General features: G+C 54.1%; 20 protein-coding genes. 13 read left to right on the forward strand and 7 right to left on the reverse strand.

The window, feature by feature from the left end:
- Window positions 1-48 precede the first annotated feature (48 nt).
- Window positions 49-528: a transcription elongation factor GreB gene (gene greB / locus I2D83_RS01825; protein ID WP_180779285.1), complete on the forward strand. Its 480-nt coding sequence runs from the start codon at window positions 49-51 to the stop codon at window positions 526-528.
- An 84-nt stretch (window positions 529-612) separates the two neighbouring features.
- Here greB and I2D83_RS01830 read toward each other — a convergent pair whose 3' ends face one another.
- On the reverse strand, window positions 613-1494 hold the full coding sequence (locus tag I2D83_RS01830; RefSeq protein ID WP_180779278.1) for an HpcH/HpaI aldolase/citrate lyase family protein: 882 nt from the start codon (window positions 1492-1494) through the stop codon (window positions 613-615).
- 250 nt (window positions 1495-1744) lie between these two features.
- Between I2D83_RS01830 and I2D83_RS01835 the strand changes: the two genes are divergently transcribed.
- The 10 genes from I2D83_RS01835 (at window position 1745) to envZ (ending at window position 14933) form a co-directional block, all read left to right on the forward strand.
- A complete protein-coding gene (locus I2D83_RS01835) occupies window positions 1745-3646 on the forward strand; it encodes an IucA/IucC family protein (RefSeq protein ID WP_194431218.1) in 1902 nt (633 codons plus the stop codon).
- A gap of 82 nt (window positions 3647-3728) precedes the next feature.
- Window positions 3729-5933 (forward strand): TonB-dependent receptor, encoded by a 2205-nt coding sequence (locus tag I2D83_RS01840; RefSeq protein WP_205947443.1) that lies wholly within the window; start codon window positions 3729-3731, stop codon window positions 5931-5933.
- Window positions 5934-5974: 41 nt separating this feature from the next.
- Window positions 5975-7378: a Y4yA family PLP-dependent enzyme gene (locus I2D83_RS01845; RefSeq protein WP_205947444.1), complete on the forward strand. Its 1404-nt coding sequence runs from the start codon at window positions 5975-5977 to the stop codon at window positions 7376-7378.
- Window positions 7379-7391: 13 nt separating this feature from the next.
- Window positions 7392-8408, forward strand: a complete 1017-nt coding sequence (locus I2D83_RS01850) for a PLP-dependent cysteine synthase family protein (protein WP_015842000.1) — start codon at window positions 7392-7394, stop codon at window positions 8406-8408.
- Between the two features lie 10 nt (window positions 8409-8418).
- Entirely contained in the window at window positions 8419-9576 is a 1158-nt protein-coding gene (locus I2D83_RS01855; RefSeq protein WP_205947445.1) for an NAD/NADP-dependent octopine/nopaline dehydrogenase family protein, read from the forward strand.
- A gap of 37 nt (window positions 9577-9613) precedes the next feature.
- The gene (locus I2D83_RS01860; protein WP_181830548.1) at window positions 9614-10864 is read left to right on the forward strand and encodes an MFS transporter; all 1251 of its coding nucleotides are present in this window, start codon (window positions 9614-9616) and stop codon (window positions 10862-10864) included.
- Window positions 10857-12017: an ABC transporter substrate-binding protein gene (locus I2D83_RS01865; RefSeq protein ID WP_205947446.1), complete on the forward strand. Its 1161-nt coding sequence runs from the start codon at window positions 10857-10859 to the stop codon at window positions 12015-12017. Before I2D83_RS01860 ends, I2D83_RS01865 begins: the two co-directional genes overlap by 8 nt.
- Before the next feature lie 62 nt (window positions 12018-12079).
- Window positions 12080-12490: a ParB N-terminal domain-containing protein gene (locus I2D83_RS01870; RefSeq protein ID WP_205947447.1), complete on the forward strand. Its 411-nt coding sequence runs from the start codon at window positions 12080-12082 to the stop codon at window positions 12488-12490.
- Between the two features lie 365 nt (window positions 12491-12855).
- Window positions 12856-13575 (forward strand): osmolarity response regulator transcription factor OmpR, encoded by a 720-nt coding sequence (gene ompR, locus I2D83_RS01875; protein ID WP_005969424.1) that lies wholly within the window; start codon window positions 12856-12858, stop codon window positions 13573-13575.
- Window positions 13572-14933 (forward strand): two-component system sensor histidine kinase EnvZ, encoded by a 1362-nt coding sequence (envZ, locus tag I2D83_RS01880; protein WP_015841995.1) that lies wholly within the window; start codon window positions 13572-13574, stop codon window positions 14931-14933. Before ompR ends, envZ begins: the two co-directional genes overlap by 4 nt.
- Before the next feature lie 339 nt (window positions 14934-15272).
- On the opposite strand, the gene pckA is transcribed toward envZ, so the two are convergent.
- The 5 genes from pckA to I2D83_RS01905 form a co-directional block, all read right to left on the reverse strand.
- The gene (pckA, locus tag I2D83_RS01885) at window positions 15273-16892 is read right to left on the reverse strand and encodes a phosphoenolpyruvate carboxykinase (ATP) (protein WP_015841994.1); all 1620 of its coding nucleotides are present in this window, start codon (window positions 16890-16892) and stop codon (window positions 15273-15275) included.
- A 196-nt stretch (window positions 16893-17088) separates the two neighbouring features.
- On the reverse strand, window positions 17089-17958 hold the full coding sequence (gene hslO, locus I2D83_RS01890) for an Hsp33 family molecular chaperone HslO (RefSeq protein WP_015841993.1): 870 nt from the start codon (window positions 17956-17958) through the stop codon (window positions 17089-17091).
- A 100-nt stretch (window positions 17959-18058) separates the two neighbouring features.
- Window positions 18059-18469 (reverse strand): ribosome-associated heat shock protein Hsp15, encoded by a 411-nt coding sequence (gene hslR, locus I2D83_RS01895; protein ID WP_015841992.1) that lies wholly within the window; start codon window positions 18467-18469, stop codon window positions 18059-18061.
- A gap of 12 nt (window positions 18470-18481) precedes the next feature.
- Entirely contained in the window at window positions 18482-19168 is a 687-nt protein-coding gene (gene yrfG / locus I2D83_RS01900; RefSeq protein WP_181847921.1) for a GMP/IMP nucleotidase, read from the reverse strand.
- Window positions 19169-19295: 127 nt separating this feature from the next.
- Window positions 19296-21443, reverse strand: coding sequence for an intracellular growth attenuator family protein (locus tag I2D83_RS01905; RefSeq protein WP_205947448.1), 2148 nt, complete (start codon window positions 21441-21443; stop codon window positions 19296-19298).
- A 436-nt stretch (window positions 21444-21879) separates the two neighbouring features.
- On the opposite strand from I2D83_RS01905, the gene nudE reads away from it, so the two are divergent.
- Entirely contained in the window at window positions 21880-22437 is a 558-nt protein-coding gene (gene nudE, locus I2D83_RS01910; protein ID WP_015841988.1) for an ADP compounds hydrolase NudE, read from the forward strand.
- An 85-nt stretch (window positions 22438-22522) separates the two neighbouring features.
- Here nudE and mrcA read toward each other — a convergent pair whose 3' ends face one another.
- Window positions 22523-25078 carry a peptidoglycan glycosyltransferase/peptidoglycan DD-transpeptidase MrcA gene (mrcA, locus tag I2D83_RS01915; protein WP_015841987.1) on the reverse strand — a complete coding sequence of 852 codons (2556 nt, stop codon included), beginning with the start codon at window positions 25076-25078 and terminating at the stop codon, window positions 22523-22525.
- A gap of 111 nt (window positions 25079-25189) precedes the next feature.
- Here mrcA and pilM point away from each other — a divergent pair, with 111 nt between their 5' ends.
- On the forward strand, window positions 25190-26041 hold the full coding sequence (gene pilM, locus I2D83_RS01920) for a type IV pilus biogenesis protein PilM (protein ID WP_180779261.1): 852 nt from the start codon (window positions 25190-25192) through the stop codon (window positions 26039-26041).
- The last annotated feature ends 1 nt before the right edge of the window (window position 26042 follow it).

The raw sequence follows: 26042 nt of genomic DNA on the forward strand, positions 1-26042 counted from the left end.
ATATCGAAGATATGTTGTACGCGCTAGAGCGCTAACGGGGTTAATGACTTGAAAACCAATCTGATTACCCGCGAGGGGTATGACAAACTGCGGGCAGAGCACGATCATCTCTGGAATGTAAAGCGCCCGGAAATTACCAAGATTGTTTCCTGGGCGGCCAGCCTGGGGGATCGCTCGGAAAATGCAGACTACACCTATAACAAACGTTTATTACGCCAGATCGACAGGCGTGTACGCTACCTGAGAAAATGCCTGACGGAATTGAAGATCGTTGATTATTCCCCGCAGCAGGATGGCAGCGTATTTTTTGGTGCCTGGGTCGAGATCGAAAATGAGCAAGGGGATGTGAAGCGTTTGCGGATTGTCGGCCCGGACGAGATCTACGGTGACAATAAAGACTACATTTCGATCGATTCCCCGATGGCGCGCGCCATGCTGAAAAAAGCGGTTGATGAGGAATTTACCGTGAATACGCCGGACGGCCCGCGTGAGTGGTTCGTCAATTCGATTGATTACGTTAAGTCATAATCGACCCGGTAGCGGCACGTAGGGGAACGCGCGGCAAGCTGTGCAGGCGCATTTCCCCCTTCGTGTCCTAGCGGCGCCAGAGGTTTAGTCATCTACATTTTGCGCTCGTAATAGCTGTCTGGCCTGCTCAATGACGGGTAAATCCACCATTTCGCCGTTTATCTGGAAAGCGTAGCTGTGTTCGGCCGCTTTCAGCACCTGTTTTGCCCAATCTAGTTTACTGCGATCTGTCGCGAAAGCCTGCTGAACAGCATCGATCTGTGAAGGATGAATGCAGAGTTTGGCGGAGAAGCCGAGCGAACGTGCATGTAACGCATCGGCTAACACGCGATCGTGATGTGTGAAGTCAGGGTTGACGCAATCTATTGGCGGGGGCAAGTCGGCCAATCTGGAAGCCAGTACAATACGGCTTCTGGCATACAGCAAGGCATACAGGGATTGATCGCAGTGAATATCGAGCGAGAAATCCAGCGAGCCAAATGCGACTCTTTCTACCCCTGCCGCACAAATCTCCTCTGCATTATGTAACCCCCGTGCGGTTTCAATAATCGCAATAATATTCACATTATCCAATCTATTACGATTTATCATTTCCCGCGCGTCATTCAGCATTTCTGCGGATTCTATTTTAGGTAAAACAATTTCCCATGTGACTATTTTATGTCTGGATTTTGCATTATTTCTTAATTTCTCTTTATTGTTGAGTTTATTTAGAAACTCGATGTCTTCCCTGAACGCTACTGAATCAAATTTATTTAAACGTATATATCTTTTGCAATTTATTTCAGAGACGGGCGTATCGTTTTTATCCCACTGGATAATATTCTCTCTGGCCTGGTTTTTCTCATCAGGATGAACAGCATCTTCTAAATCAAATATCACAGCATCGGCACCACAGCTGACGGCATGTTGAAAGCGGTGGGGCGCATTACCAGGCACAAAGAGATAGGTTTTAGCGTGTTCCATGCTGCTCTCCTTTATTTAATTCATTGATTAAATGACATTTTATTAAAATGTAACTAATTAATTGCGAATAAGAATGATACCTATTTACATTGACATTAGTGATATGCTAGCTTTCCGTTCATTATTTTTCAATCCATCTATCGCGACATTTTTATTAAGTTTCGGGACGTGTTAACCCGAGATTTAATGACGCCCTTTTATACGTTACAGCAATCAATTTTTACTTGTTTTATCGGTATGAGGAGTGGTTATGAATATCAAGTCAGAGGAAGTTAAACACAGGGATATACATCAGGATACAGATGATTTTCTCTCTGATTACTCAAATAAAAATGCGTTAAGGCGATTGATTCGCTGCTTTTTTGCAGAAGGAATTTTAAATAAAAATGACCTGGGTTTTATTGAGGATAATTCCAGGGGAGCGACGCTGGCTTTGCAGGATGGCAAAGTTGTATTGAAATTTGATGATATTTCCCCAGCGCCAGCAAACACCTATATTAATAATGGAAATATTTATCTGATTAATTCGGATGGCACATCTTTCCCCGTCACCGGCCACGAGCAGTTGATTGATGTACTTCGTGATAGTTTCGATTTCCACCCGGAAGAGAGCGGCATCCTCGGTCTGAAAAAAGATGTGGGTAACAGTATTCGTAATGATACCCATGCCCGTCGCTATCGTCGCCAATGGCGTGCTGAGGTGGCTGACGCCATGCAGCGAGATGGGCAGAATCATTTCACGCTGTGGCTGCGTCGGCAGCTAAGTATTCGCGATGCCGCGATGTTGCTCGATCAGTGGGGATCGCTGGAAGGCCACCCCTACTACCCAACCTGGAAATCCCGTCCGGGACTGAGTGACGAAGACGTCCAACAGCTATCACCCGAATTCAATGCCCGCGTGCCGCTGCGTATTACCGCGCTGCGTCGTGATATGGCGTATGTGGAATGCATGCCGCACGTCGATAATTTTCATCAGTGGTTTGCTCAGGCGTTCCCCGCGCTCTGGCAGGACTGGAAGCAGCGCCTGAACCAACAAGGGCTGGATGAAACACAGTGGCTCCCGCTGCCCATCCACAGTTGGCATCTGGAAAATTGGGTGAAATCCCATTACGCAGATGAGATCGCCGAAGGCATTCTGCTTACTGACGGCCCCGATCTCATCACCTTGCCGGGGATGTCGTTCCGTACGGTTTTGCCTGTTGAACCGCCTTCTTCTCCCTTCATCAAGCTGCCTGTCGCCATCTGGATGACCAGCGAAATGCGCAGCCTACAGGCGAAATCGATCCACATGGGGCCACGTATCAGCACCATTATCGAAGCGATTTTGGCGCAGGAAGGCGGATTTGAGCAGCGGCTGGAATTTTTCCGCGAAGAGGCGGCGTTCCACTACAAGCACGCGGTTCATCAGGATGACGCGCCGGGCAAACATCTCTCCGTCGTGTTCCGCGATGCGCACGCCTATGAACGCGCTGACGGCGCGCTGCCCGTGACCGTCGCCACGCTGTTTACGGCGCTACCTCACCGCGACCAGCCGTTATTCACCGAGCTGGTGGCGCTGTCCGGGCTTGGTCCCGAAGCGTGGTTCCGCCAATACGTTCGCGCCGTGACCCGACCCGTCATCGCTATCTATCTGCTGTACGGCATTGGGCTGGAAGCGCATCAGCAGAATAGCCAGATCCTCTTTTCACCGGAAGGCGTTGCACAGGGGCTATTAATTCGCGATTTCGGCGACGGGCGCACCTACGCACCGCTGCTGCGTCAGCGTGGCTATCACCTGCAACCTTACGTCTGGCCCGGCATTCTGCCCACGGTGTTTGAAGGCGATATCGAGCCGGTGCGGATGTTTGTCGTCGATGCCTGTTTCGTCAGCCACCTGCATGAACTGGCGCTGGCACTCAGTGCGGAATATGGCTTTGCCGATGCCCGGCTGTGGCAGGTGATGAAAGAGGAAACCGCCGCGGCGTTTGACGCGGTGAAGTCGCGCGTTGATGGCGAGCTGTGGCAGACCGAACGCGACATGTTTTTGACCCAGCCCTGGTATACGCGTTCGCTGCTGCGCATGCATATCCAGGAATATCGCGACTACCGGATTCAGCACGGTCTGAGCAATCCCTTCCTTGTGGAAGGGGAAGACACCCGCATCAGATCGTGATGTATGGCGATGCTCCCGCCTTACAGGCTGAAAAACGGGAGCATCTTTTTCATTCCTCATTTTGAGATGGATAACTTAGTTGATGAACGCCAGGAAGAACTTCACTCCACCTACCGGGAAAACGCGTTTTCCTATTCCCTCCGCGTTAGCCGTCGCCGTCACGGCGGCAATGACTGTGCTAAGCGGTATCGCGATACCCGCCCTGGCTGAAACGGGCGAGCGCGATGATTCCACTATCGTGGTTGAAGCCAAAGATGCGGAAGCCGTACAGGGGCTGGTGGCGGGCGGCATGTCGGCGCGTTCGTCCAGTACCGGGCTGCTGGGCAAAAAGGATGTCATGGATACGCCGTTTAACGTCAGCAATGTGACCTCCGCGTTTATTGAAAACAAGCAGGCACAAACGCTGGGGCAGGTGGTTGCTCATGACGCATCGGTACGTGTGAGCAGTTCTCAGGGCGGTCTGCTGGATTCTTATTACATTCGCGGTTTTCCACTCAACGAAGGAAACCTGAGCGACATCGCCATGAACGGCGTCTACGGTGTTGCCCCCAACTATCAGCTGATGACCGATTACATCGAGCGGGTGGAAGTGCTGAAAGGGCCGTCGGCGCTGCTGTATGGGTTGTCGCCTAATAGTAGCGTGGGCGGCGTGATTAACGCCGTCACCAAACGCCCAACCACCGTAGGCAATCTGACCCGCCTCACCACCAGCTGGCAGTCTGATTCCCAACTCACGCAGCATGCGGATATTTCCCGCGTCTATGCGCTGGAAAATAACAATCTGCTCGGCGTCCGTTTTAATGGCAACTATGGCTATGGAGACACCGTGTGGAATGGCAGCGACAAGCGCACACAGGTCGGCGCGCTTGGGTTGGATTTCTCGTCAGAACGTTTCCGTGCCACGTTGGATCTCATCACGCAGCACCTGAAAACGCGTGCGCCGTCGCGGCCCTATTCGTTTGCGGCGGGAGTGACCGTACCCGACGCGCCGGATGGCAACACCAATATTTCCCAACCGTGGGGCTTCTGGCACTCCAAAGATCAGTCGGTGCTGCTGCATACCGAATACGATCTGGCGGATAACGTCACCTGGTTTACCGATTTAGGCGGTTCCAGCGCACACGTGAGCCGACTGTCGGAGCAGGTGCCGCAGGTGACGAATAACAACGGCGATATTCGCTCCAGTGTGGGGAATTATCGCTTTACTACCAGTCGCTACACGTTGGCGACCGGTGTTCGCGCGGATGTGGAAACGGGCTCGGTGACGCACAAGCTGTCGGCACAGACCAGCTACTATCGCGATCGTCAGGCTACAGGCATAGTCAGCGATCCAAATGTTAATTTCATTAACTCGAATATTTACAATCCAGTTTCTTCACCCGTGCAGAATATCGCCGCCCCTGCAACGATTAGCAAACGCTCTTCCACTGCGCTGTCAGGTATCGCGCTGGCGGATACGCTCGGCTTCTGGAACGATGCGCTGCAAGTCACGGGTGGGCTGCGTTATCAGCAGATCAAGTCGGATAACTTTGTTCCCGGCAATAGTGCGCCATCATCGTCCTACGACAAAAATGCGATCACGCCAATGGTCGGTGTGGTGGTGAAACCCTGGCAGCACGTCTCGCTCTACGCCAACTACATTGAAGGGCTGAGCAAAGGAGATATTGCGCCTGCGAATGCGAGCAATCCGGGTCAGGTGCTTGCGCCGTATAAGAGCAAGCAGTACGAAGCCGGGGTGAAAGTGGACGCGCTGGGGACGATCTCCACGCTGAGCGTTTTCCAGATCACCAAACCGAGCGGTGCGCTGGTTAACGGCACGTTTGTTGATGCCAACGAACAGCGTAATCGGGGTATTGAACTGGATGTGGTCGGTTCACCGCTGGAAGACCTGCGTCTGACGGGCGGCGTGATGCTGCTGGATGCCGAGTTGACCAAAAGCGTGACGCCGGGGGCGCAGGGCAAGCGTGCGCCGGGCACGTCGCGTTTTCAGGCTAACGCCGGCGTGGAATATGACCTGCCGTTCCTGCGCGATCTGACGCTGAGCACCAACGTCACCCATAACGGGAAGCAGAACGTCAACACCATCAATACCCAGTCCATTCCTTCCTGGACCACAGTTGATTTCGGCGCGCGTTACAAGACGCGAATCTACAACGCGCCCACCACGTTCCGCGCGGATGTCCTTAACGCCTTTGACCGCAATTACTGGTCTGGCGTGACGTCGTTCAGCACGGTATCGCAAGGAACGCCGCGGACGCTGATGCTGTCTGTGGCGGTTGATTTCTAAGGATAGGCATTTTTCAGGAACCGAACGTTAAGGAGATAGCGATGAGCAACCTGTTTAGCTTTGCCGCAGTGTCTTCCCCCGCTGTCGCGCAGGCCCACTGGCCTGAGAGACTGACGCCTTATCTGGATAGTGAGATTGAGCAGTTTCTTTTCAACTCGCCGCAAAGGTTGTCATGGCTGGTTGAGCAGTATGGGTCGCCGCTGAATATTGTCTGGCCGCACACGGTGGCCAACAATATCGCGGCATTGCGAACGGTGTTGCAGCGCCACGATGTGGACTGCCGCCTGTACTACGGCGCGAAGGTGAACAAATCACCGGGGCTGGTGCAGGCGGCCGTTAACGCGGGCGTCGGCGTGGATGTTTCCAGTTTACAGGAGCTGAAAGATGCCCTGCGGGCTGGCTGTGACGGCGCACGACTGTGCGCCACTGGTCCAGCGAAAACGCGCGAGTTCCTGATGACGTTGGTTCATCACCGTGCCCTCATCGTGTTGGATTCGCCGGAAGAGTTCGACGAGGTGCTCGCGCTGGCGGATGTGCTGCGCGTGACGGAGCCAGTACGCGTTTTGCTGCGCTATCGCCCGTCGTTCGCACAGGCCAGCCGGTTTGGCATGCTGGCCGATGAGGCCGCACGCTGTCTGGAGACACTGAGCATCAGACAGGATGCGCTTCGGCTGGAAGGCTTTCACTTCCATCTGGGCGGTTATGAGCCCGATACCCGTGTGGCCGCATTGTCTGAGGTGCTGCCATTGCTAGAGCAGGCGCGCGCAAAGGGATTGCAGCCCGCCATTATTGATATCGGCGGTGGATTACCGATTCAATATCTTCCGGCCTCACGCTATCAGGATTATTTAGCGAAGCAGAATGGGGTGGATTATCGCCACGGTCAGGTGCCGACCTCGTTTTACCCATATGGCGGTGAGTGTTCAGCAGCTGATTATCTTGAGGCATTTCTGTCAGCCTCAATCGGGGATACCCGTGTGGCAGAGGTGCTCAAACAACACGGCTTGATTCTGGCGATTGAACCGGGGCGCAGCCTGGCTGACCAAAGTGCCATTACGGTATTTCGCGTGACGCGAACGCGTCGCCAGCCAGACGGCAACCACGTTGTGTTTGTGGAAGGCAGTAGCTTCAGCGCCTGTGAAACCTGGTTTAACTCTGAGTTTTTGATTGATCCTCTGCATGTTTTTTCCGTCAAAAAAGACACCCCTCCGACGCCGGGCAAAGCCTGGATCGCCGGACACAGCTGTCTGGACGACGATGTCATTACGAACCGATTGATTCATTTTCGAACCGTGCCGCAGCCAGGTGATTTACTGATTTACGCGAATACGGCGGGATACCAGATGGACCTGCTGGAGAACGCGTTTCATCGACATCCGCTGCCTGCGCGCTTGTGTGCGTTCAAAGGTAAGAAAGGTGAGCTGATTTTTTCCAGTGATAACTGAATGGAGCAGAACCATGATCCTGAATAAAGTAACTGATTTGATTGGTAATACCCCCGTTATACAAATTCCGGTTCCCTATGGGGATACGCGTTTGTTTTTAAAAGTGGAGAAGAACAATCCCGGCGGCAGCATGAAGGATCGAATGGCGCGCAACATGATTGTCGCCGGGCTGAAGTCAGGCAAAATTCGCCCCGGCGGCACCATCGTCGAGTCGTCGTCGGGTAATACCGGTATCGGGCTGGCGCTGGCGTCGATCGAATATGGCCTGCGCTTTATCGCCGTGGTCGATCATCATGCGGCACAGGACAAAATTGCCATCATGCGCGCGCTCGGCGCGGAAATTCGCTACGTCTCCGGCGACTACGGTGAAGATGAAGTGGCGGTGGTGGAACGTCAGCGCATGGCGGCACAGCTGGCACAGGAAATTCCCGGCGCGGTGTTTATGAATCAATCGGATAACGCGGCGAATGCGGGCGGCTACGCTGATTTTGTGCGTGAGCTGTTCAGCCAGATTGGCAAGATCGACGCGTTTGTCGGCTGCGTGGGCACTGGCGGATCGATGACCGGTATTTCTCACGGCCTGAAAGTCCATAACCCGGATATTACGACCATTGCCGTTGAGCCTGTGGGTTCTATTGTCTTCGGCCACCCCGGCAAACCTTACTACCAGTCTGGCACCGGTACGCCAGCGGGAGATACCGTGGGGCTGGTGCTGGATTATAGCTGCATCGACTGTGGCGAGCAGGTTTCGGATGCGCAGGCGTTTGAAACCGCACGCTATATCGCGCGGCACTATGGTTTGCTGGTCGGCGGCTCGACGGGCGGGGTGATCTATAAAGCACTGGAGTTGATCTATCAGGATCGCATCGGCGGCAACGTTGTACTGGCGATTGCCGACGGTGGTGAAAAATACCTGCATACGGTGTTTAACGAAGAGTGGCTGGCGGCGCGTAATCTGACAGATAGCGGCGTATGGCACGATCTGGATCGCTGGCTGGGCAACGCGATTTCTCTGGAGCAGGCAAGCTAAGGAGTTAAGGATGACCGAAGCGCTAAGCGGGCAGCCGCTTAACGTGGTGATTTGCGGGGCCGGTAAGACCGGCCATCTCGCCACGGTACTGTTTACACAACTACCGGATGTCAGGGTGACGCTGCTGGGTAGCCATCCGCGCCTGCCGGAAGCCTATCAGCAGCACGGTAAACGGCTACATGCCCTGTTGCCGGATGGCGAGACGCTGACGGCCACGCCGGACTGCGTGACCTGCGATCCGGCGGAAGCCTGCCGCGATGCGGACGTCGTTATCATCACCGTTCCCGCTAACTTCCGCGCCGATCTTCTGGCGCGGATTGTTCCTCATCTGCCCGCCAACAAACCGGTTTATGTTGGCGCCATTCCCGGTTTTTGCGGTTTTGACTGGCTGGCTGAACGCGAGCTGGCCGCTCGTCCGAACGCGGTGATTTGGGGCATGAAGGACGTTGCGCACATTGCGTTTGATTTGCTGCCGGGTCAGTCGATCAAAATGGGCGGCGAAAAGGCCACGCTGTATGTCGCCACGCATCGGCGTGAAACGGCTGCGAGCCAGCAGGCGCTGATGGCACTGTTGCAACGACTCTATTCTGCACCAGTGGTGCTGTTACCGGATTATTTGGAGATCACGCTGACGCCGGGTAACCCGATTATGCACAGTGCGGTGATTTATGGCCTGATCGGTCCCTATGGACAGTGGCACGCCCGACCGCTCTCACAGCCGCTGTGCTGGTGGAATGATTGCCCGGAACTCGGTGCCTATTATCTGGAACGTATGGACGAGGAGAACCAACGGCTGTGTGCAGCGCTGGAGGCGCGGCTTGGTGTGCAGTTGGATTCGGTGCTGCCGCTCAAGCAGGAGATTATCGATGCCTATGGTGAGCAGATTACCGATGCGCACACGATGCTCTCTGTGCTGCGCACCAATCAGGCTTACCACGGCATCGGTCTGCCGCTGCGAAAAGATGGCGCGGGCGGGTATGTGTTTGATACGCAGCATCGGGTGTTTCAGGAGGATATCGCTTACGGCCTGAGCCTGCTGGTGACCATCGCGGAGAATCTGGCTGTTAGCGTGCCGTACATTGAGGAAGTCTACCGGTGGTGCAGCGATTATATGGGCACTTCCACGCAGGATCGTCCCGACTATTTCCCGCGACAGTGGTTGAAATGAGACGGGGTGACGCCGTGAAAGCAGAAGGAATTGACGCATGCGCTTGAGTGGGCAGGTGGCGTTTATCATCCACTTTATGTTTGTCGTACAACTGGTGGCGATGGGGGCGATGGAGATGAGCGGGCCGTTTTGGCCGCTGCATCTGGAAAGTATGTCATCCGGTGCGGAACTGAGTATCGCGGGGATTGCCGTGTACATCGGGCCGATGCTGGGCATTATGCTGACCAGCGCCTTCTGGGGACGAATGGGCGATCGGCTGGGTAATAAAGCCATGATGATCCGCGCGCTGTTCGGGCTAGCGTTAACCCAGCTTGGGCTGGCGTGGGCCAATGACATCTGGACGATCGTCGCGCTGCGTTTTATTCAGGGCGCCTGTGCGGGGTATATCGCGCCCGCGCAGGCCTACGGCGTCGCGGTCGTCAGTCCGTTACAGCGTACGCGGCTGTTCGCCTGGCTTCAGGTGTCTACCAACGTCGGATCGCTGCTGGGGGCGATTGTCGGCGGGCTGATCCTCGACTACCTGAACTTCTTCTGGATCAACCTGAGCGCCGCTATCCTGTGTGCGCTGTGCGGCATTACTGTGGCGCTGTTCCTGCCGCATGTCGCCCCCGATGTCCCTGCGGTTCCGCCTGCGGATGCACAGGAGAAAAGTACACCGCGCAGTCGGCTTTGGGCGCTGTCGCCGATTTCCGGCCTGCTGCTGATTTCCGGCCTGTTGCTGGCCAGCCGCATGATTCCGCAAACGCCGTTTTCCCTGTATATGGATGGCATTTTTCAGGTGGATAAATGGATTATCGGCCTGTGCTATGGCTTGCAAGCGACCGGTGTGATTGTCTCTGCATCGCTGTGGGCGCGCTATTTTGAAAACCTCTCGCTGTCCCAGACGCTGAGCCGCTTGTGTGTGGTCATGCTGGCCTGCGCCATCATCACATTGACGGCCGCCACGATCCTGAATATCGCGATTTTCATCCCACTTTATTTCCTGTGGGGCGTCCTGCTGGGGGCGACGACGCCAGTTCTGATGGCGCTGATTTCTCGTGCGGCTGGTGCCGGACAGCAGGGTTACATACTCGGTGTGGCGCAAAGCGTCAGCCAGTTTGCCTCGATTCTGGGCATTGCTTTGGGCGGATTGGTGCTCTACTCCCCCGGACTACGTTCGCTGTTCTTCTGCGTTGGCGCCGCGTATCTGGTGACCTTCCTGGTCTCGCTGATGCTGCTACGACACCTGCGGAAACAGGCGGAAAAACATGACTCTCTCTCGACGAAGGGAAATATCGAAAATGTGTAATCGTTGGACGCGGCAATATTGCCGTCGGTTATTGCTGAGTGCGCTGTTGATGGTCGGTCTGTCGCCGCTGGTGGCGCAGGCTGAGCAAACTGCGCAAACCTCAACGCTTATTAAGGATGTGCTGGGGCGTGAGGTGAGGGTCAACACGCCGGTGCAGCGCGTCATGTTGGGGGAAGGACGTCAGCTTTATCTGGTCGCGATGCTCGACAGGGAAGATCCGGCGAAAAGGATCGTTGCCTGGCGGCGCGATCTGATTCAGTCCGATCCGGCAACGTGGCACCAGTACCGCGATCGTTTTCCTCAACTGGCGAAAATTCCGACGTTCGACGGCACGGAGAAAGGGACGTTTGACGTGGAACAGGCGGTATCGCTGAAGCCGGACGTCATCATTATGAATATTGAGGCGCAGCGGGCGATTGTCGATGCGGGCTATGACCGGATACTGGATAGCGTCGGCATTCCGATTGTGTATGTCGATTTTCGCTATCACCCGCTGGAAAACACCGCGCCGACCCTGCGTCTGTTCGGCAAGCTGTTTCATCAGGAAGCGCGCGCCGAGGCGTTTCTCGCGTTCCGTGAGGCGCAGCTAAAACGTGTTTCCGACGTGCTGGCGGCGAAAAAGCCGCGTTCACCGCGCGTTTTCATTGAGCGGCTGGGGGGCTACACCGATGAATGCTGCCTGACCTTCGGTCCGGATAACTTCGGTAAGTTCGTGCAACTGGCTGGTGGCGATAACGTTGCGGCAAAAAATGCGCCGAGCACTTTTATGCAGATGCATCCTGAACAGGTGATTGTGGAAAACCCGGAAGTGGTGGTGATCACCAGCGGCAACTTTGAAGCCTTCGTACCCGGCGGGCGCTGGATTGGATTGGGGCCGGGGCAGGATGTGGTTGAAGGACGCAAGCGGCTTGAATGGTTTTTGGGACGGCCTGCGTATACCAACACCCTCGCGAAGCAGAAACGCGCGTTCCATGCCATCTGGCATCAGTTTTATAACGGGCCCTATGATTTCATCGCGATTCAGCAATTGGCTGAGTGGTTTCACCCCGATCTATTCCGCGATCTCAACGCGGATGACACTTTCCGCCAGCTTCATCAGCAATTTTTACCGGTGGACTACCAGCCGGGCTATTTCGTCAGTCTTGCGCCGTAAATGAGAGGCAGCTCCGACGTTACGTCGGAGCTGTGCGTAACCGTTACGTCAGGAGGTGGATAATGTTTGAAGGTATGACCTACCAGATCGCTCTTACGCCCGTGCAGTTCCTGCTTCCCTCTGAAAATGTTGATATGTCGAACGTGGAATGTCTGATGGAGGACATTTGCCGCTGTGGCTGCTGGACGACACCAGTACCCATAGAGAAAAAAACCGGAATTATCATGGATGGCAATCATCGGCTACGTGCGGCTACCGAGCTGGGATTGAAGCACATCCCCTGCGCGTTGCTTGATTATGAGGATCCTCGCGTGTCCGTTTATCACTGGAAGACCGGGCAACCTTTTTGCAAAAATCTGATTATGCAGACCATTGTGACGGAAAAGGGCCTGTTTCCCTACAAGACCACACGTCATCTTTTCCAGCCTGCGCTGCCGTCGGTGAGCGTGGTGCTGGATGAACTGATGCGCTAATTACGGCTATGTGTTAACCACGGCTATGCATTAACCACTTTACGTTGCCGCTCTGGATCCGGGGGGCAACGCCCTTTCTCTTCTCTTTTCTCCTGCTTTTGCCACTACCGTGCCTTTTTATTGTCGGCGGCGTTACTATAATCTCCGTAAACGATAATCTTCGTAAACGACAATCTTCGTGAGTGACAACCACCGTAAATCGCCGATTATTTTATGACTGACGGCAAAGGAAATGATTGATTACACGAATTTTAATATGCTTTGTAACAATTTTGCCTAGAATGTATACCAGAAACGACTGTCAGTAATTCGTGTGTTTCTGAACAATAGCAGCGTCGGCGCTATTACGCCTTTGGAGAAAGAGAATGCAAGAAAACTATAAAATTCTGGTTGTAGATGACGACATGCGGTTGCGTGCGCTATTAGAGCGTTATCTGACTGAGCAGGGTTTTCAGGTACGTAGCGTAGCCAATGCTGAACAGATGGACCGTTTGCTGACCCGTGAATCCTTTCACCTCATGGTGCTGGACCTGATGCTGCCGGGCGAAGATGGTTTGTCCATCTGCCGTCGTTTGCGTAGCCAGAGTAACCCGATGCCGATCATTATGGTGACGGCCAAAGGGGAAGAAGTCGATCGTATTGTCGGGCTGGAAATCGGCGCGGACGATTATATTCCTAAACCTTTCAACCCGCGCGAACTGCTGGCTCGCATCCGTGCGGTGCTGCGTCGTCAGGCGAACGAACTGCCGGGCGCGCCGTCGCAGGAAGAAGCGATTATCGCGTTTGGTAAATTCAAGCTGAATCTGGGCACGCGCGAAATGTTCCGCGATGATGAACCGATGCCGTTAACCAGCGGCGAGTTTGCCGTGCTTAAGGCGCTGGTAAGCCACCCGCGTGAGCCGCTGTCTCGCGATAAGCTGATGAATCTGGCCCGTGGCCGTGAATACAGTGCGATGGAACGTTCTATCGACGTACAAATTTCTCGTCTGCGCCGCATGGTGGAAGAGGATCCGGCGCACCCGCGCTATATCCAGACCGTATGGGGTCTTGGCTACGTGTTTGTCCCGGACGGCAGTAAGGCATGATGCAATGGCGCTTTTCTCCGCGCAGCTCATTTGCACGGACGTTGTTACTGATTGTCACGTTGTTGTTTGTCAGTTTGGTCACCACCTATCTGGTGGTGCTCAACTTCGCTATTTTGCCGAGTTTGCAGCAGTTCAATAAAGTGCTGGCATACGAAGTAAGAATGCTGATGACGGACAGTCTGCAACTGGAAGATGGCTCCACGCTTGAGGTGCCGCCTGCGTTCCGGCGTGAGATTTACCGCGAATTGGGTATATCGCTGTACACCAATGCGGCGGCGGAGGAAAGCGGCCTGCGTTGGGCGCAACACTACAAGTTTCTGAGCGACCAGATGGCGCAACAGCTGGGCGGCCCGACGGATGTGCGGGTTGAGGTCAGCAAAAATACGCCGGTGGTGTGGCTGAAAACCTGGCTGTCACCGGATATCTGGGTGCGTGTTCCCCTCACTGAAATTCACCAGGGCGATTTCTCGCCGCTCTTTCGCTATACGCTGGCGATAATGTTGCTGGTGATTGGCGGTGCGTGGTTATTTATTCGGGTGCAAAACCGACCGTTGGTTGAGCTGGAGCATGCGGCTTTGCAGGTCGGTAAGGGCATTATTCCGCCGCCGCTGCGGGAGTACGGTGCCTCCGAAGTGCGTTCCGTGACCCGCGCCTTTAACCAGATGGCCTCCGGCGTGAAGCTGCTGGCCGATGACCGTACGCTGTTAATGGCGGGCGTCAGTCACGACCTGCGTACGCCGCTGACGCGTATTCGTCTGGCGACTGAAATGATGGGTAAGGAAGATGACTATCTGGCGGAGTCGATCAATAAGGACATTGAAGAGTGCAATGCGATTATTGAGCAGTTCCTCGACTACCTGCGTACCGGTCAGGAAATGCAGACGGAAGTGGCTGATCTGAACGCCATTATGGGTGAAGTTGTCGCATCGGAAAGCGGTTATGAACGCCAGATCGACAGCGAATTCGCGACTGGCGAGCTGCTGGTGCGCATCAGTTCGCTTTCGATAAAACGTGCGGCACTGAATCTGGTGGTGAATGCGGCGCGTTATGGTAATGGCTGGATAAAAGTCAGTACCGGGCGCGATCTACAGCGCGTCTGGTTTCAGGTCGAAGATGATGGAGAAGGCATTGCGCCCGATCAATTGAAGCACTTGTTCCAGCCGTTCGTCCGTGGTGACAGTGCGCGAACCACCAGCGGTACCGGGCTGGGGCTGGCGATTGTGCAGCGTATTATTGATGCGCACAATGGCGTGCTGGACGTTGGCAGCAGCGAACGCGGTGGGCTCTGTGTCCGCGCGTATCTGCCGCTGCTCTCGGAAGTTGCGGTAGCGGATAACGGTGCTGCAAAAGAGTCATAAGTATTTTGGGCAGTCTCAGTATTAAGAGGAAAGGCGTAATTCCGCGTCTTCAGACCGTTGACAATCTATTTGCCGAATGGGAACGGTAGTAACGGAATAGAAGAGTAAAGCGTTTGCGCCATGGACAAAAACGTCAGGAACGTTTTTGAACGTCGCTAGCGACGGCCCTGCAAGGGTGAATCTCAGGGATGAGATTCATATCTGCGCAATCCGAGCGCACAGGGATGTGTTCACAGCGTCTTTACGATCTATCCGTTACTACCGCTCGACAGTCCCTGTAGTAATCTTAAAAGGCGCGGAATCCGCGCCTTTTTCGTTATGGGTTTTCCTACAAGCCGCTTAGCGCTTCGGCCCTGCTTTCACCAGCGCGGCACCTGCTGGTGCATCGGTGTATTTATCGAAGTTGGTGATAAAGCGCTGTGCCAGATCGTCCGCTTTTTCCTGCCACTGTTCGACGCTCGCGTAGGTATCACGCGGGTCGAGAATGTCAGGATTAACGCCGGGCAGCGACGTCGGGATGGCCAAATCGAAGACCGGCAGCGTCTGCATTTCTGCATCATCAATGCTGCCGTTCAGAATGGCGTCAATAATCCCGCGCGTATCTTTAATGGAGATACGTTTACCGCTGCCGTTCCAGCCAGTGTTCACCAGATAGGCCTGTGCACCAGCCGCCTTCATGCGTTTTACCAGCACTTCAGCGTACTGCGTTGGGTGCAGCATCAGGAATGCCGCGCCGAAGCAGGCGGAGAAGGTCGGTGTCGGTTCCGTCACGCCGCGTTCGGTTCCCGCCAGTTTGGCGGTAAAGCCGGACAGGAAATGATACTGCGTTTGATCGGACGTCAGGCGAGAAACAGGAGGCAACACGCCGAATGCGTCAGCCGTCAGGAAGATCACTTTCGTCGCATGTCCGGCTTTGGAGACCGGTTTAACGATATTCTGAATGTGATAAATCGGATAAGAGACGCGGGTGTTCTCGGTTTTCGAACCGTCGTTGAAGTCCACTGTACCGTCTGCCAGTACCGTGACGTTCTCCAGCAGTGCATCACGTTTGATCGCACCGTAGATATCCGGCTCTGCCTCTTTGGATAGTTTGATGGTTTTGGCATAGCAGCCGCCTTCAAAGTTGAAGACGCCGTCGTCGTCCCAGCCGTGTTCGTCATCGCCAATCAGCTGGCGTTTCGGATCGGTGGACAGCGTGGTTTTGCCCGTACCGGACAGACCAAAGAAGACCGCGACATCGCCTTTTTCGCCGACGTTTGCCGAACAGTGCATAGAGGCGATGCCTTTCAGCGGCAGCAGGTAGTTCATGATGGAGAACATCCCTTTCTTCATTTCGCCGCCGTACCAGGTGCCGCCGATCAACTGGATGCGTTCTGTCAGATTGAACGCGACAAAGTTCTCGGAGTTCAGCCCTTGTTCCTGCCAGTTCGGGTTGGTGCATTTCGCGCCGTTCATTACGATGAAGTCTGGCTCAAAGCCCTCCAGTTCCTCATCGCTTGGGCGGATAAACATGTTTTTGACGAAATGCGCCTGCCACGCCACTTCCGTGACGAAACGTACGCTGAGGCGGCTGTCTGGATTCGCGCCGCAGAAGGCATCGATGATGAACAGGCGCTTGCCGGAAAGCTGTGTGGTAACAAGCTGCTTCAGGTGCGTCCAGGTTTCCTGACTCAGTGGGTGGTTATCGTTCTTACCTTTACCCTGATCGGACCACCACACGGTGTCGCGGGTTACATCATCGCGCACGATGTATTTGTCTTTCGGGGAACGGCCGGTAAAGATGCCAGTATCGACGGCTACCGCACCCAGTTGGGTTTCGATGCCGCGTTCATAGCCTTGTAGGGTAGGAGAGCGTTCTTCTTCAAAAAGCAGTTCATAGCTGGGATTGTAGACAATATCGCGGACATCGTGGATTCCATAAGCCGTCAGGGCTTGCGGGGTAATACCGTTGATCTGCATGTTGCTACTCCTCAAGTTATAGTCGTACTACTAAACATTGTAGGGAGTGAGCTTATTTTAACCGCGATAGCAATCATAAAATTAAATAAATTCATTAATAACTTTGCTTATTTAGGTGTTTGAAAAATAATCACGGCGGTTTATAGATGGGAAAATAAGCAAAATAAAACGGGTACTTTCGTACCCGTTAAAACGATTAATGCAACAGATTTCCTGATGAATCGTGCCGTATGGCGCGGATGTCCAGCGAATTAAACAGGTAGTGCGTACCGCAATAATCACAGTGCATATCGATTTCGCCATCTTGTTCGATCATCTCATTCACTTCCTGATCGGACAGCGTCATTAATGCATCGGCGCAACGATCGCGTGAGCAGTGGCAGCGGAATTCGACATCCTGCGGCTCGTACACGGTAACCTCTTCCTGATGGTAAAGGCGGTACAGGACTTCGGTGGCGGGCAGGGAAAACAGCTCTTCGCCTTTGACCGTTGTGGTGAGCTGCGCCAGATGATCAAAATCATCACGATCGGCATCCTGAGCAGGCAAGACCTGAAGCAGCATGCCGGCGGCCGCCTGCTTGCCTTCGTGCTGTCCGGTACGGATAAACAGCCGCGTCGGCAACTGTTCGGACTGCTGGAAATAGCTTTCCAGACATTCAGCAACGGTTTCACCTTCTAAACCGACAACGCCCTGATAGCGCTCACCTTCCGTCGGCGTAATGGTAATCACCAGGTAGCCATTGCCGACCATCTCTTTCAGCGAACTCCCTGGCGCGATATCTCCTTGCAGGCGGGCAACGCCGCGCATTTGCTGCTGATGATTGCCGTTAATCACCGCCAGTTTCAGTGGGCCATCGCCCTGAAGCTGAACGGTAATATCGCCGCTGAATTTCAGCGTGGCCGTCAACAGGCTGGTGGCAACCAGCATTTCACCCAGCAGTGTTTGCACCGCAGACGGATAGTCGTGGTTGGTCAAAATACGTTGATACGTTTCATTAACGGTTACCAGTTCGCCACGAACGGCATAATTTTCAAACAGATAACGATATAGTTGGTCGTGAGCCATAATGTTTTCTCGTCTTGGTACGGCGATGAGTGATGCGGCGATCGCTGAGTCTTCTTTCTATTGTCATCAGTTTGATGACCAACAAATGAAGGGCTGCGCGTTATTCCTGATCGCTGTATTTAAATTTAATCAGATCGCGGCGCTCTTTTTTATCAGGACGGCGATCGGGGTGTGGCATCGTTAGCGCATTCATTTTCCGCGCCTGCGCCAGCTTTTCTCGTTTCTCAATGCTTGCAGCCGTTTCCTGATACAGCGCCTGTGCTTCTGTCGCACTTCTGCGCTGGCCGCTAACGGCCAAAATAATCACGGTGCGTTCATCATTGCCCTGACGCAGTTTCACCTCGGCATTCAGTTCGACCTGTTTGCTCGGCTTACCGCGTTGCCCGTTATAGTGGACTTTGCCGCCGTCGATCATCTCGCGGGCGATAGCCCGGGTCTTATAGAAACGGGCGGCCCAGAGCCATTTATCCAGACGAACGGCGTCGTCGGCCTGCTCGGTAGCTTTCACCATTAATCCCCCTGATTACTCTGCGTTAACGGAGTGACGCAGAGCGGGTAGCAGCGCAAGATAGTCGTTCATTGACGGATGTTGCAGGAATACCTTTTCCTGCTCGCCGGAATCTGGATTACGCACGCCCAGACAGTAATGGATACCGAAGGTTTTTGCTGCATCCAGAATCGGCTCGCTGTCATCCACGAATAATGTTCTGGCAGGGTCGAAGCCGGTTTGCTGCTGGACGGCCTGCCACAAGCGCTGATTCTCTTTCGGATACCCATAAGTATGGGTGGAAAGCAATAAATCAAGGTGCTGATCCAGTCCGGTATGTTCGATTTTTACCGCCAGACTGTGTGGATGGGCGTTGGTCAGCAGAATCGTCTCTTTACCGCACTCGCGCAGCGCCGTTAAAAATGGCGTGGTGTCATCGCGCAAGCGGGCGCGCGTGCCGATATCTGTCGTCATTTGATAGATATCCAGATCGAGACGTTCTGACCAGTAATCGAAACAATACCAGTTTAGCGTGTGCTGAACCGCTTGATATTCTTGCCTGATAAGTTGGTGTGCCTGTTCAAGGCTGATATGGCGTTTTTCACTGATCGACTGGGGCACCAGTTGAAGCCAGAAATAGCTGTCAAACGCCAGATCGAGCAGCGTGCCATCCATATCCAGTATCACGGTGTCGATGTCGTGCCAGTTAACGTGGGGATTCATAACGACTCCAGATATCGCGCCGTGCTATAGGGAGGGTGAAGCAGGCGGCGCGCAATGCAATTATGACAATAGCGATGGGAAACCGATGCCGCTAGGTTAGCATAACTGCGGAACGGGGACGACGCCGTTAGCGGGGGAGCAAAGGGCGATTGTCTGGGAACGCATTCGTCATCATGTTGAACCGAGAAGCGTAATAACGCTGAATATCGGTCACGCGTTTCTGATTTTTACGCATTTTAATGCTGGTAAGAATCGCATTAACGATAAAGGTTGCAGAAAATAGCAGCAGCAGCAGGCAACTGCCGAGATAGCGCCAGACGGTAATGACGTCGGGCTCGCTGTGCAGGCTGATGTGCTGTGTCCCGTTGGCATCGGTGTTGAGTTGGGTGATAACGCCCGTGGCATTAAACGGCGTATGCAACAGCATCGCGGAAAGCCGCTGGAGTTCCTGCCACTGATCCGATGGGCGATATTCATTGAGCGGCATCGGAGGGAGCGGGTGGTTCACGAACTGTCGTCCTTCGTCGCTGCGAATCAGGAATCCACCCGGCGGCGGGCTGTTCAGCGATTCTGCCGCGTTATTGATTTCCTGATAGAAGAATTGATCGGTAGAACTGTTGACCAAGGCTTCCAGCGTTTCTGCGCTGACGGCGGGCAGCACCACATTCATACCTTTCAGCGTGCCGGAGTTGGCGTCTTTTACCAGCGTATTCCAGTTTTTGACATCGCTCAGATTCACCAGCGCATTTTTCAGGCGGGAGCAATCGTTTTCCTGTTTACACAAATCTTGTGTTCTCAGAACAACATCAGCGAAGTTTTTCATCAGGATCAGCCCTGACTTCTGGATGGTTGATGCCAGTTGAGAGTTGACCTGACCCTCTTTTTCCGCTTGCGGATGGAGCTGGCTGTTGACTGATTTCAGCAAGGCGGAGGCTTTTTCAATCGTCTCGGATTCTGGTAACGGTAACGGCGCAGCTTGATTCCAGTAAATGGCGGAGCAGTCGAACGGGCTGAAGGCGTAGGATGACGGCGCGGAAACGGGATGAATGCCTGCTGGCACATAGCACATGCCGCTGCCACGTACCGCCAGCGTATCGCCAATGCGGAGCTGAGCCTTTTCCAGATCGCTGACCTGCGTGACCTGAATGCGCTGCGCGCCCTGAAGCCAGGCCAGACTGAGCTTTAGCGGCAGTTCCAGTTGCACGTTCGTGACCAGTAAAATCAGGCTGAGCAGTGAACCAACGGACAGCAGCAGATTCCTGCCCCAGCGCTGTAGCGGGAAATTTTTCACTTCATCATGCAGCGAAAGATGTTCCCCCTGACGGATGACCTGTCGATTGAGGTAGATATCGACATCCGTTTTTCTGCCCAGATCTTGCGTGATGTAGGGTTGCCAGTGAGGCGGGTAAATCAGATCGATATTACCGAGCGAGATATTGCCGAGTGGCCCCTGATTGGATTCGCCAAACAGACCCAACCCCTGTGGCGTGCCGTGAAGGCAGTGTACATCCCGCAGCTCCTGAGCGGACGGCGAACGGAAAAGCTGCCATAGGCTCCAGCCTGCTAATAAGGAGGCAGTCCCGATCAGCCAGGGGAGTAGGGCGATAGGACTATTCAGGCTAATGAACAAGAGCAGAAAAGATACGCAGAGTACGGCTGTTTCCTTCAAACCCCGGGAGTGGTGCATGGCGTGTTCTTCACGTGTTTCCTTGCGAATCGTGACTAACTCGGCATGCTCACTGCCTTCCTGACGGATGGCGGCATTCGTGACAGGAATTTCGCTCGGTAGCGGAGCCAGGGGTCGATCGTCCAGACACTCTGTTAGCGAGTGCCCGTTCAGGGAAATGACCAGTGGGATTGATCGCGTCTTTATCAGTTCGACGGTATTGTTTTCGGTAATGAACTGTTCCCAACTGGGTGGCAGATGGATCTCTTGTGTATCAATGTAGTAGCGCCACTTATTCTGCGCATCGGTGCTCAGGCCGTAGCGTGTAATCGTATGGGTGACGGGGTAAACCCGATTACTTTGCAGGGAACGCGGCAGTTTTGGCTGCGCATTTGGGGTATCAAGCGGCGTGGTTTGCTGGCTGTTTTCCTGAGCCAGATAACGCTCAACGGCAATCCGTTCATCTTCAGTTAGCCGCCGGGGAAGCGATTGAGAAACGGGTAGTGGCGGAGTGGATAAGAAACGACGACGCATACGGTAACCGACAACACCTCCGATCGCGATCAGACAGGCAAGCAATATGGCCAATAAGGTAAATATTGTGCTCATGTCATCTCCCTTCCAAAACGCGAGGCTCCCTGTTTTCGTCGGAGTTTAACAAAATTATACAATCGATGATAACCCGTATGGCATTGTTTTCTTAGATTAATAACGTAATTATGAATGGAATTAATCGCATAAGGTGATGATAGTAACAAGCAAAAAATGCCTATTGAATGAGGATATTCCTATTTTTTTAAAGTTATTGACTTTTAGCGGCGGTTTCTCATACAGGATGTATCCTGTATGTTGCTCACACGTAAATTCATCGTCACGATAGTTGCAGCGAAGGCGACTGTTAACGCACAATGTGAACAGAATCAAAAAAGAATATTTACGATCTCCGCTTATCCAACAGCATGCCATATTCAGGTTGCGTTAAACGCAGTCTCTCATGTGTGTTGGGCTAAGGTGCCGTTCTGGTCGTAACGCTCTGGGGGCATCAATGAGTCATAACCTGCAAAAACCTAAAATCCTCAAAGTAGAAACGGTAGCGCGTTCGCGCCTGTTCAATGTGGAATCCGTCGATCTTGAATTCAGCAACGGGGTTCGTCGGGTTTATGAACGGATGCGTTCAAGCGGTCGGCAGGCGGTGATGGTTGTCCCGGTCATTGATGATGAACTGTTGTTGATCCGTGAATACGCTGTCGGCATTGAGGAATACGAATTAGGGTTCCCCAAAGGGCTGATCGACCCCGGTGAAACGGTCTTTGAAGCGGCTAACCGCGAGCTGATGGAAGAAGTCGGCTTTGGGGCGGAACAGCTGGAGTTGCTGGCGACATTAACGATGGCACCTTCCTATTTTTCCAGCCAGATGAATATTGTGGTGGCGCGCGGGCTGTATCCGCAAAGCCTGGAAGGCGATGAACCAGAGCCCATGCCGCAAGTCCGCTGGCCTGTGGATAACATGATGTCGCTGCTGCAAGAGCCGGATTTCCGTGAAGCGCGTAATGTCAGCGCGCTGTTTCTGGCTCACGACTGGTTACGTCGTACACCCCGCTAATTTCTATTTTATCGGCAATGACCAAAAGAAGAAGGTGCCACGTTGGGCACCTTCTTTGTTTTTGCGGCACGACATGATACGCCGACTAGAACAGCTCTTCGCTTTGTCCGTTATCCATCAGCGTGGTGCCGACTTCGTGCACTTCATATTCTTTCGGCTGTGTACCGTCAATGAAGTATTCGGAACGGCTGTTCCCGCCACCGTTGGACAATTTGCCGCTGCTGCGGTCAATGACGACGCTGACGACGCCGGGTGGTGGTGTTAGCGGCTGTTCCGGTACGCCATCGAGCGCGGATTTCATAAAGTCATCCCACGCCGGCTGTGCTGATTTCGCGCCGCCTTCATAACCGGAAATCTGATCTTTGATGACGCCAGATGCGCTGCTGGCCCCCAGATCGCGGCGGTGATCGTCGAAGCCGATCCAGACCGAGGTAACCAGATTCGGGCCATAGCCGGAGAACCAGGCGTCTTTGGAACTGTTCGTTGTACCGGTTTTACCGCCGATATCACGACGTTTCAAATCACGACCCGCACGCCAGCCCGTGCCCATCCAGCCTGGTTCACCAAAGACGTTGCTGTTCAGGGCGTCTTTAATCAGAAACGCCAGTGGCGTGCTGATTACATGCGGGGCGTAAGGTTGTGCGGCGCTTTGCTGTGCGGCCTCTGGTGTGACAGGTTCCAGCTCTGGCTGCGGCAAACCTTTCGGCGGCGCTTCGTTTGATGTGGCGACATCCTCAACGTCAGTCGTCGCCAGCACCGGTGAGCGTGGTGTTTCACCGTAGACCAGCGGTAAATTACAGGTATCGCAGACCACTTTCGGGGTAGCCGTAAAGACCGTACCGCCTGCTTCGCTCTCTATCTTGCTTATCAGGTAGGGATCGACCAGATAGCCGCCGTTTGCCATCACGGCATAGCCACGTACGACCTGTAGCGGAGTAAAGGAGGCGGCACCCAGCGCCAGTGATTCGGTATGGACGATATTCTGTTCAGGGAAACCGAAGCGTTGCAGATAATCCGCCGCATAGTCCACACCCATCGCACGCATGGCACGTACCATCACCACGTTTTTAGACTGACCCAGCCCCTGACGCAGACGGATCGGACCATCATAGGTTGCCGGTGAGTTTTTCGGCCGCCAGTCAGATCCGGCACCAGCATCCCAGCGGGTGATCGGCACGTCGTTCAGAATCGTTGCCAACGTTAAACCTTTGTCCATCGCTGCGGTGTACAGGAACGGTTTGATGTTGGAACCAATCTGACGCAGAGCCTGCGTCGCACGGTTGAATTTACTTTGGTTAAAGTCAAAACCGCCAACCAGCGCTTCTATTGCACCATCTTTCGGGTTGAGCGAGACGATGGCGGAGTTGACGTCCGGCACCTGTGCCAGCCACCAGTCATCATTCACTTTACGTACCCAGATCTGCTGGCCTGCCTGCACCACGTCCGTTACGCGTTTTGGTGTTGGCCCTTGCTGCGTATCGGAACGGTATGGGCGCGCCCAGCGCATGCCCGCCATTGGCAGGGCAATATTGCTGCCGTCAGACAGGATCGCAATGGCGTTGTCTGCTGTCGTGCTGGTGACGATAGCCGGAGAGAGTGGGCCGTAGACCGGCAGCGCTTTCAGAGCGGCAATCATCTTCGCCTGATCCCAAACGCCTTCACCCACTTTCCACAGCACTTTGCTCGGGCCGCGGTAACCGTGGCGCATGTCATAGGCCATAACGTTATTACGCAGGGCATCTTGCGCGGCAGTTTGCAGTTTTTTGGTGACCGTCGTGTAGACCTTATAACCATCGTTATAAGCATCTTCACCGTAGCGTTTCACCATCTCCTGACGCGCCATCTCCGCGACATACGGTGCGGAGAACGAAATCTCCGGTGCGTGATAATTCGCGACCAGCGTTTCGCTCCGCGCTGCGTCGTATTGCGCCTGCGTGATGTAGTTTTCATCCTTCATACGCGCAAGCACCACGTTACGGCGGGCAACGGCGCGATCATAGGAATAGAGCGGGTTGAACGTCGACGGCGCTTTCGGCAGACCGGCGATCATCGCCATTTCGCTCAGCGTCAACTGGTCAACGGGGCGGCCAAAGTACACTTGTGCCGCCGCGCCCACGCCATAGGCGCGATAGCCGAGATAAATCTTGTTCAGATAGAGCTCAAGGATCTCATCCTTGGTCAGCAACTGCTCAATACGGATAGCCAGAAACACTTCCTTGATCTTACGAATCAGGGTGCGCTCCGGGCTCAGGAAGAAGTTCCTGGCGAGCTGCTGCGTAATGGTACTCGCCCCTTGAGAGGCGTGACCCGACGTCAACGCGATAGATGCAGCGCGGATAATCCCGACGGGATCGACACCGTGGTGATCGTAGAAGCGGCTGTCTTCGGTCGCGATAAAGGCGTGTACCAACTCAGGAGGAATCTGGTCCAGCTTGAGCGGGATACGGCGTTTTTCACCAAACTGGGCGATCAGTTCGCCATCGGCGCTGTAGACCTGCATCGGCGTTTGCAGCCGAACGTCTTTCAGCGTGGCGACATTGGGCAGTTGGGGTTCGATATAGCGGTACAAACCGTATATCGAGGCAGCTCCCAGCAGAATGCAAGAGACTGCAAGGATGAATAGATACTTTACGAACTTCACCTGGGATTTTCCATTCAGTAGCGTTTGGACAGTTTATAAACAACCGGGCGCTAGTATAAAGGTAAGCCAGCACTGTGGATATGTTTATTGGATAAGGAAATCGGGTTGAACATGGCTTATCACATCTGGCGGGTTGGATTAGATATACAAAACGGCTTCATGCGCGCTCTGGCGGTTCAGCGTCGCCGCGATGGCTGGCAGCTTCGTCACTGGTGGCAATGTCCGCTACCAGACGATACGTTACGCACGGGTAGTCTACACCATACTGAGACGCTTTGTGAGGCCTTGCGCACATGGCGTCGTTTGCTGCCTGCACACATTTCGCTACGGGTAGGGTTTCCTGCTCAGTTGATTTTGCAGCAGCATCTACCGATGCCTGACCGGCGTTTACAGGAGCCCGGGCGCAGTCTCTATATTGAAACCATCGCGGCGCGTAAGCTGCCGGTTAGCAGCGAATCGCTGGCGATAGACTATCGGGAAGACCCGCAGGAGCAGGGCTCGCTGCTGGTGACGGCAGCACGCCGACAGGAAATCGATAACTGGTTGACATGCCTGAATAGCGCAGGGCTACGCCCTGATGTTCTTGATGTCTCAACGTGTGCGCTCCGAATGATGGCGCAGCTGGCAGGGCTTGAATCTAACCGTCTGTTGCTGCACCGCCTGTTGGATGCTTGGCTGTGGGTATCCCCGCTGAACCACGCTTTTCACTCAGGGGTTATACACCTTGATGAGCTGAACAGTGAAGCCGATATCTTATCGATTGTGAGCACTCGCTATCAGCATGACATCGACAATATCGCCTATTGCTCTGGCGTTTCGCCCGATTTACCCCACCAGAAAGCCGATATATTGCAGCCGTGGTCGCCATTAACGGTGTTTAGCCACCTACAGCCGCCGCTGCCGCGTTTTCCTCCGGCTTTTGCGATTGCGGGTGGGTTGGCATTGCGTCCTGAGGATGACTGAC

Source organism: Pectobacterium aroidearum (genome assembly GCF_015689195.1).
In the GTDB taxonomy this organism is placed as follows: domain Bacteria; phylum Pseudomonadota; class Gammaproteobacteria; order Enterobacterales; family Enterobacteriaceae; genus Pectobacterium; species Pectobacterium aroidearum.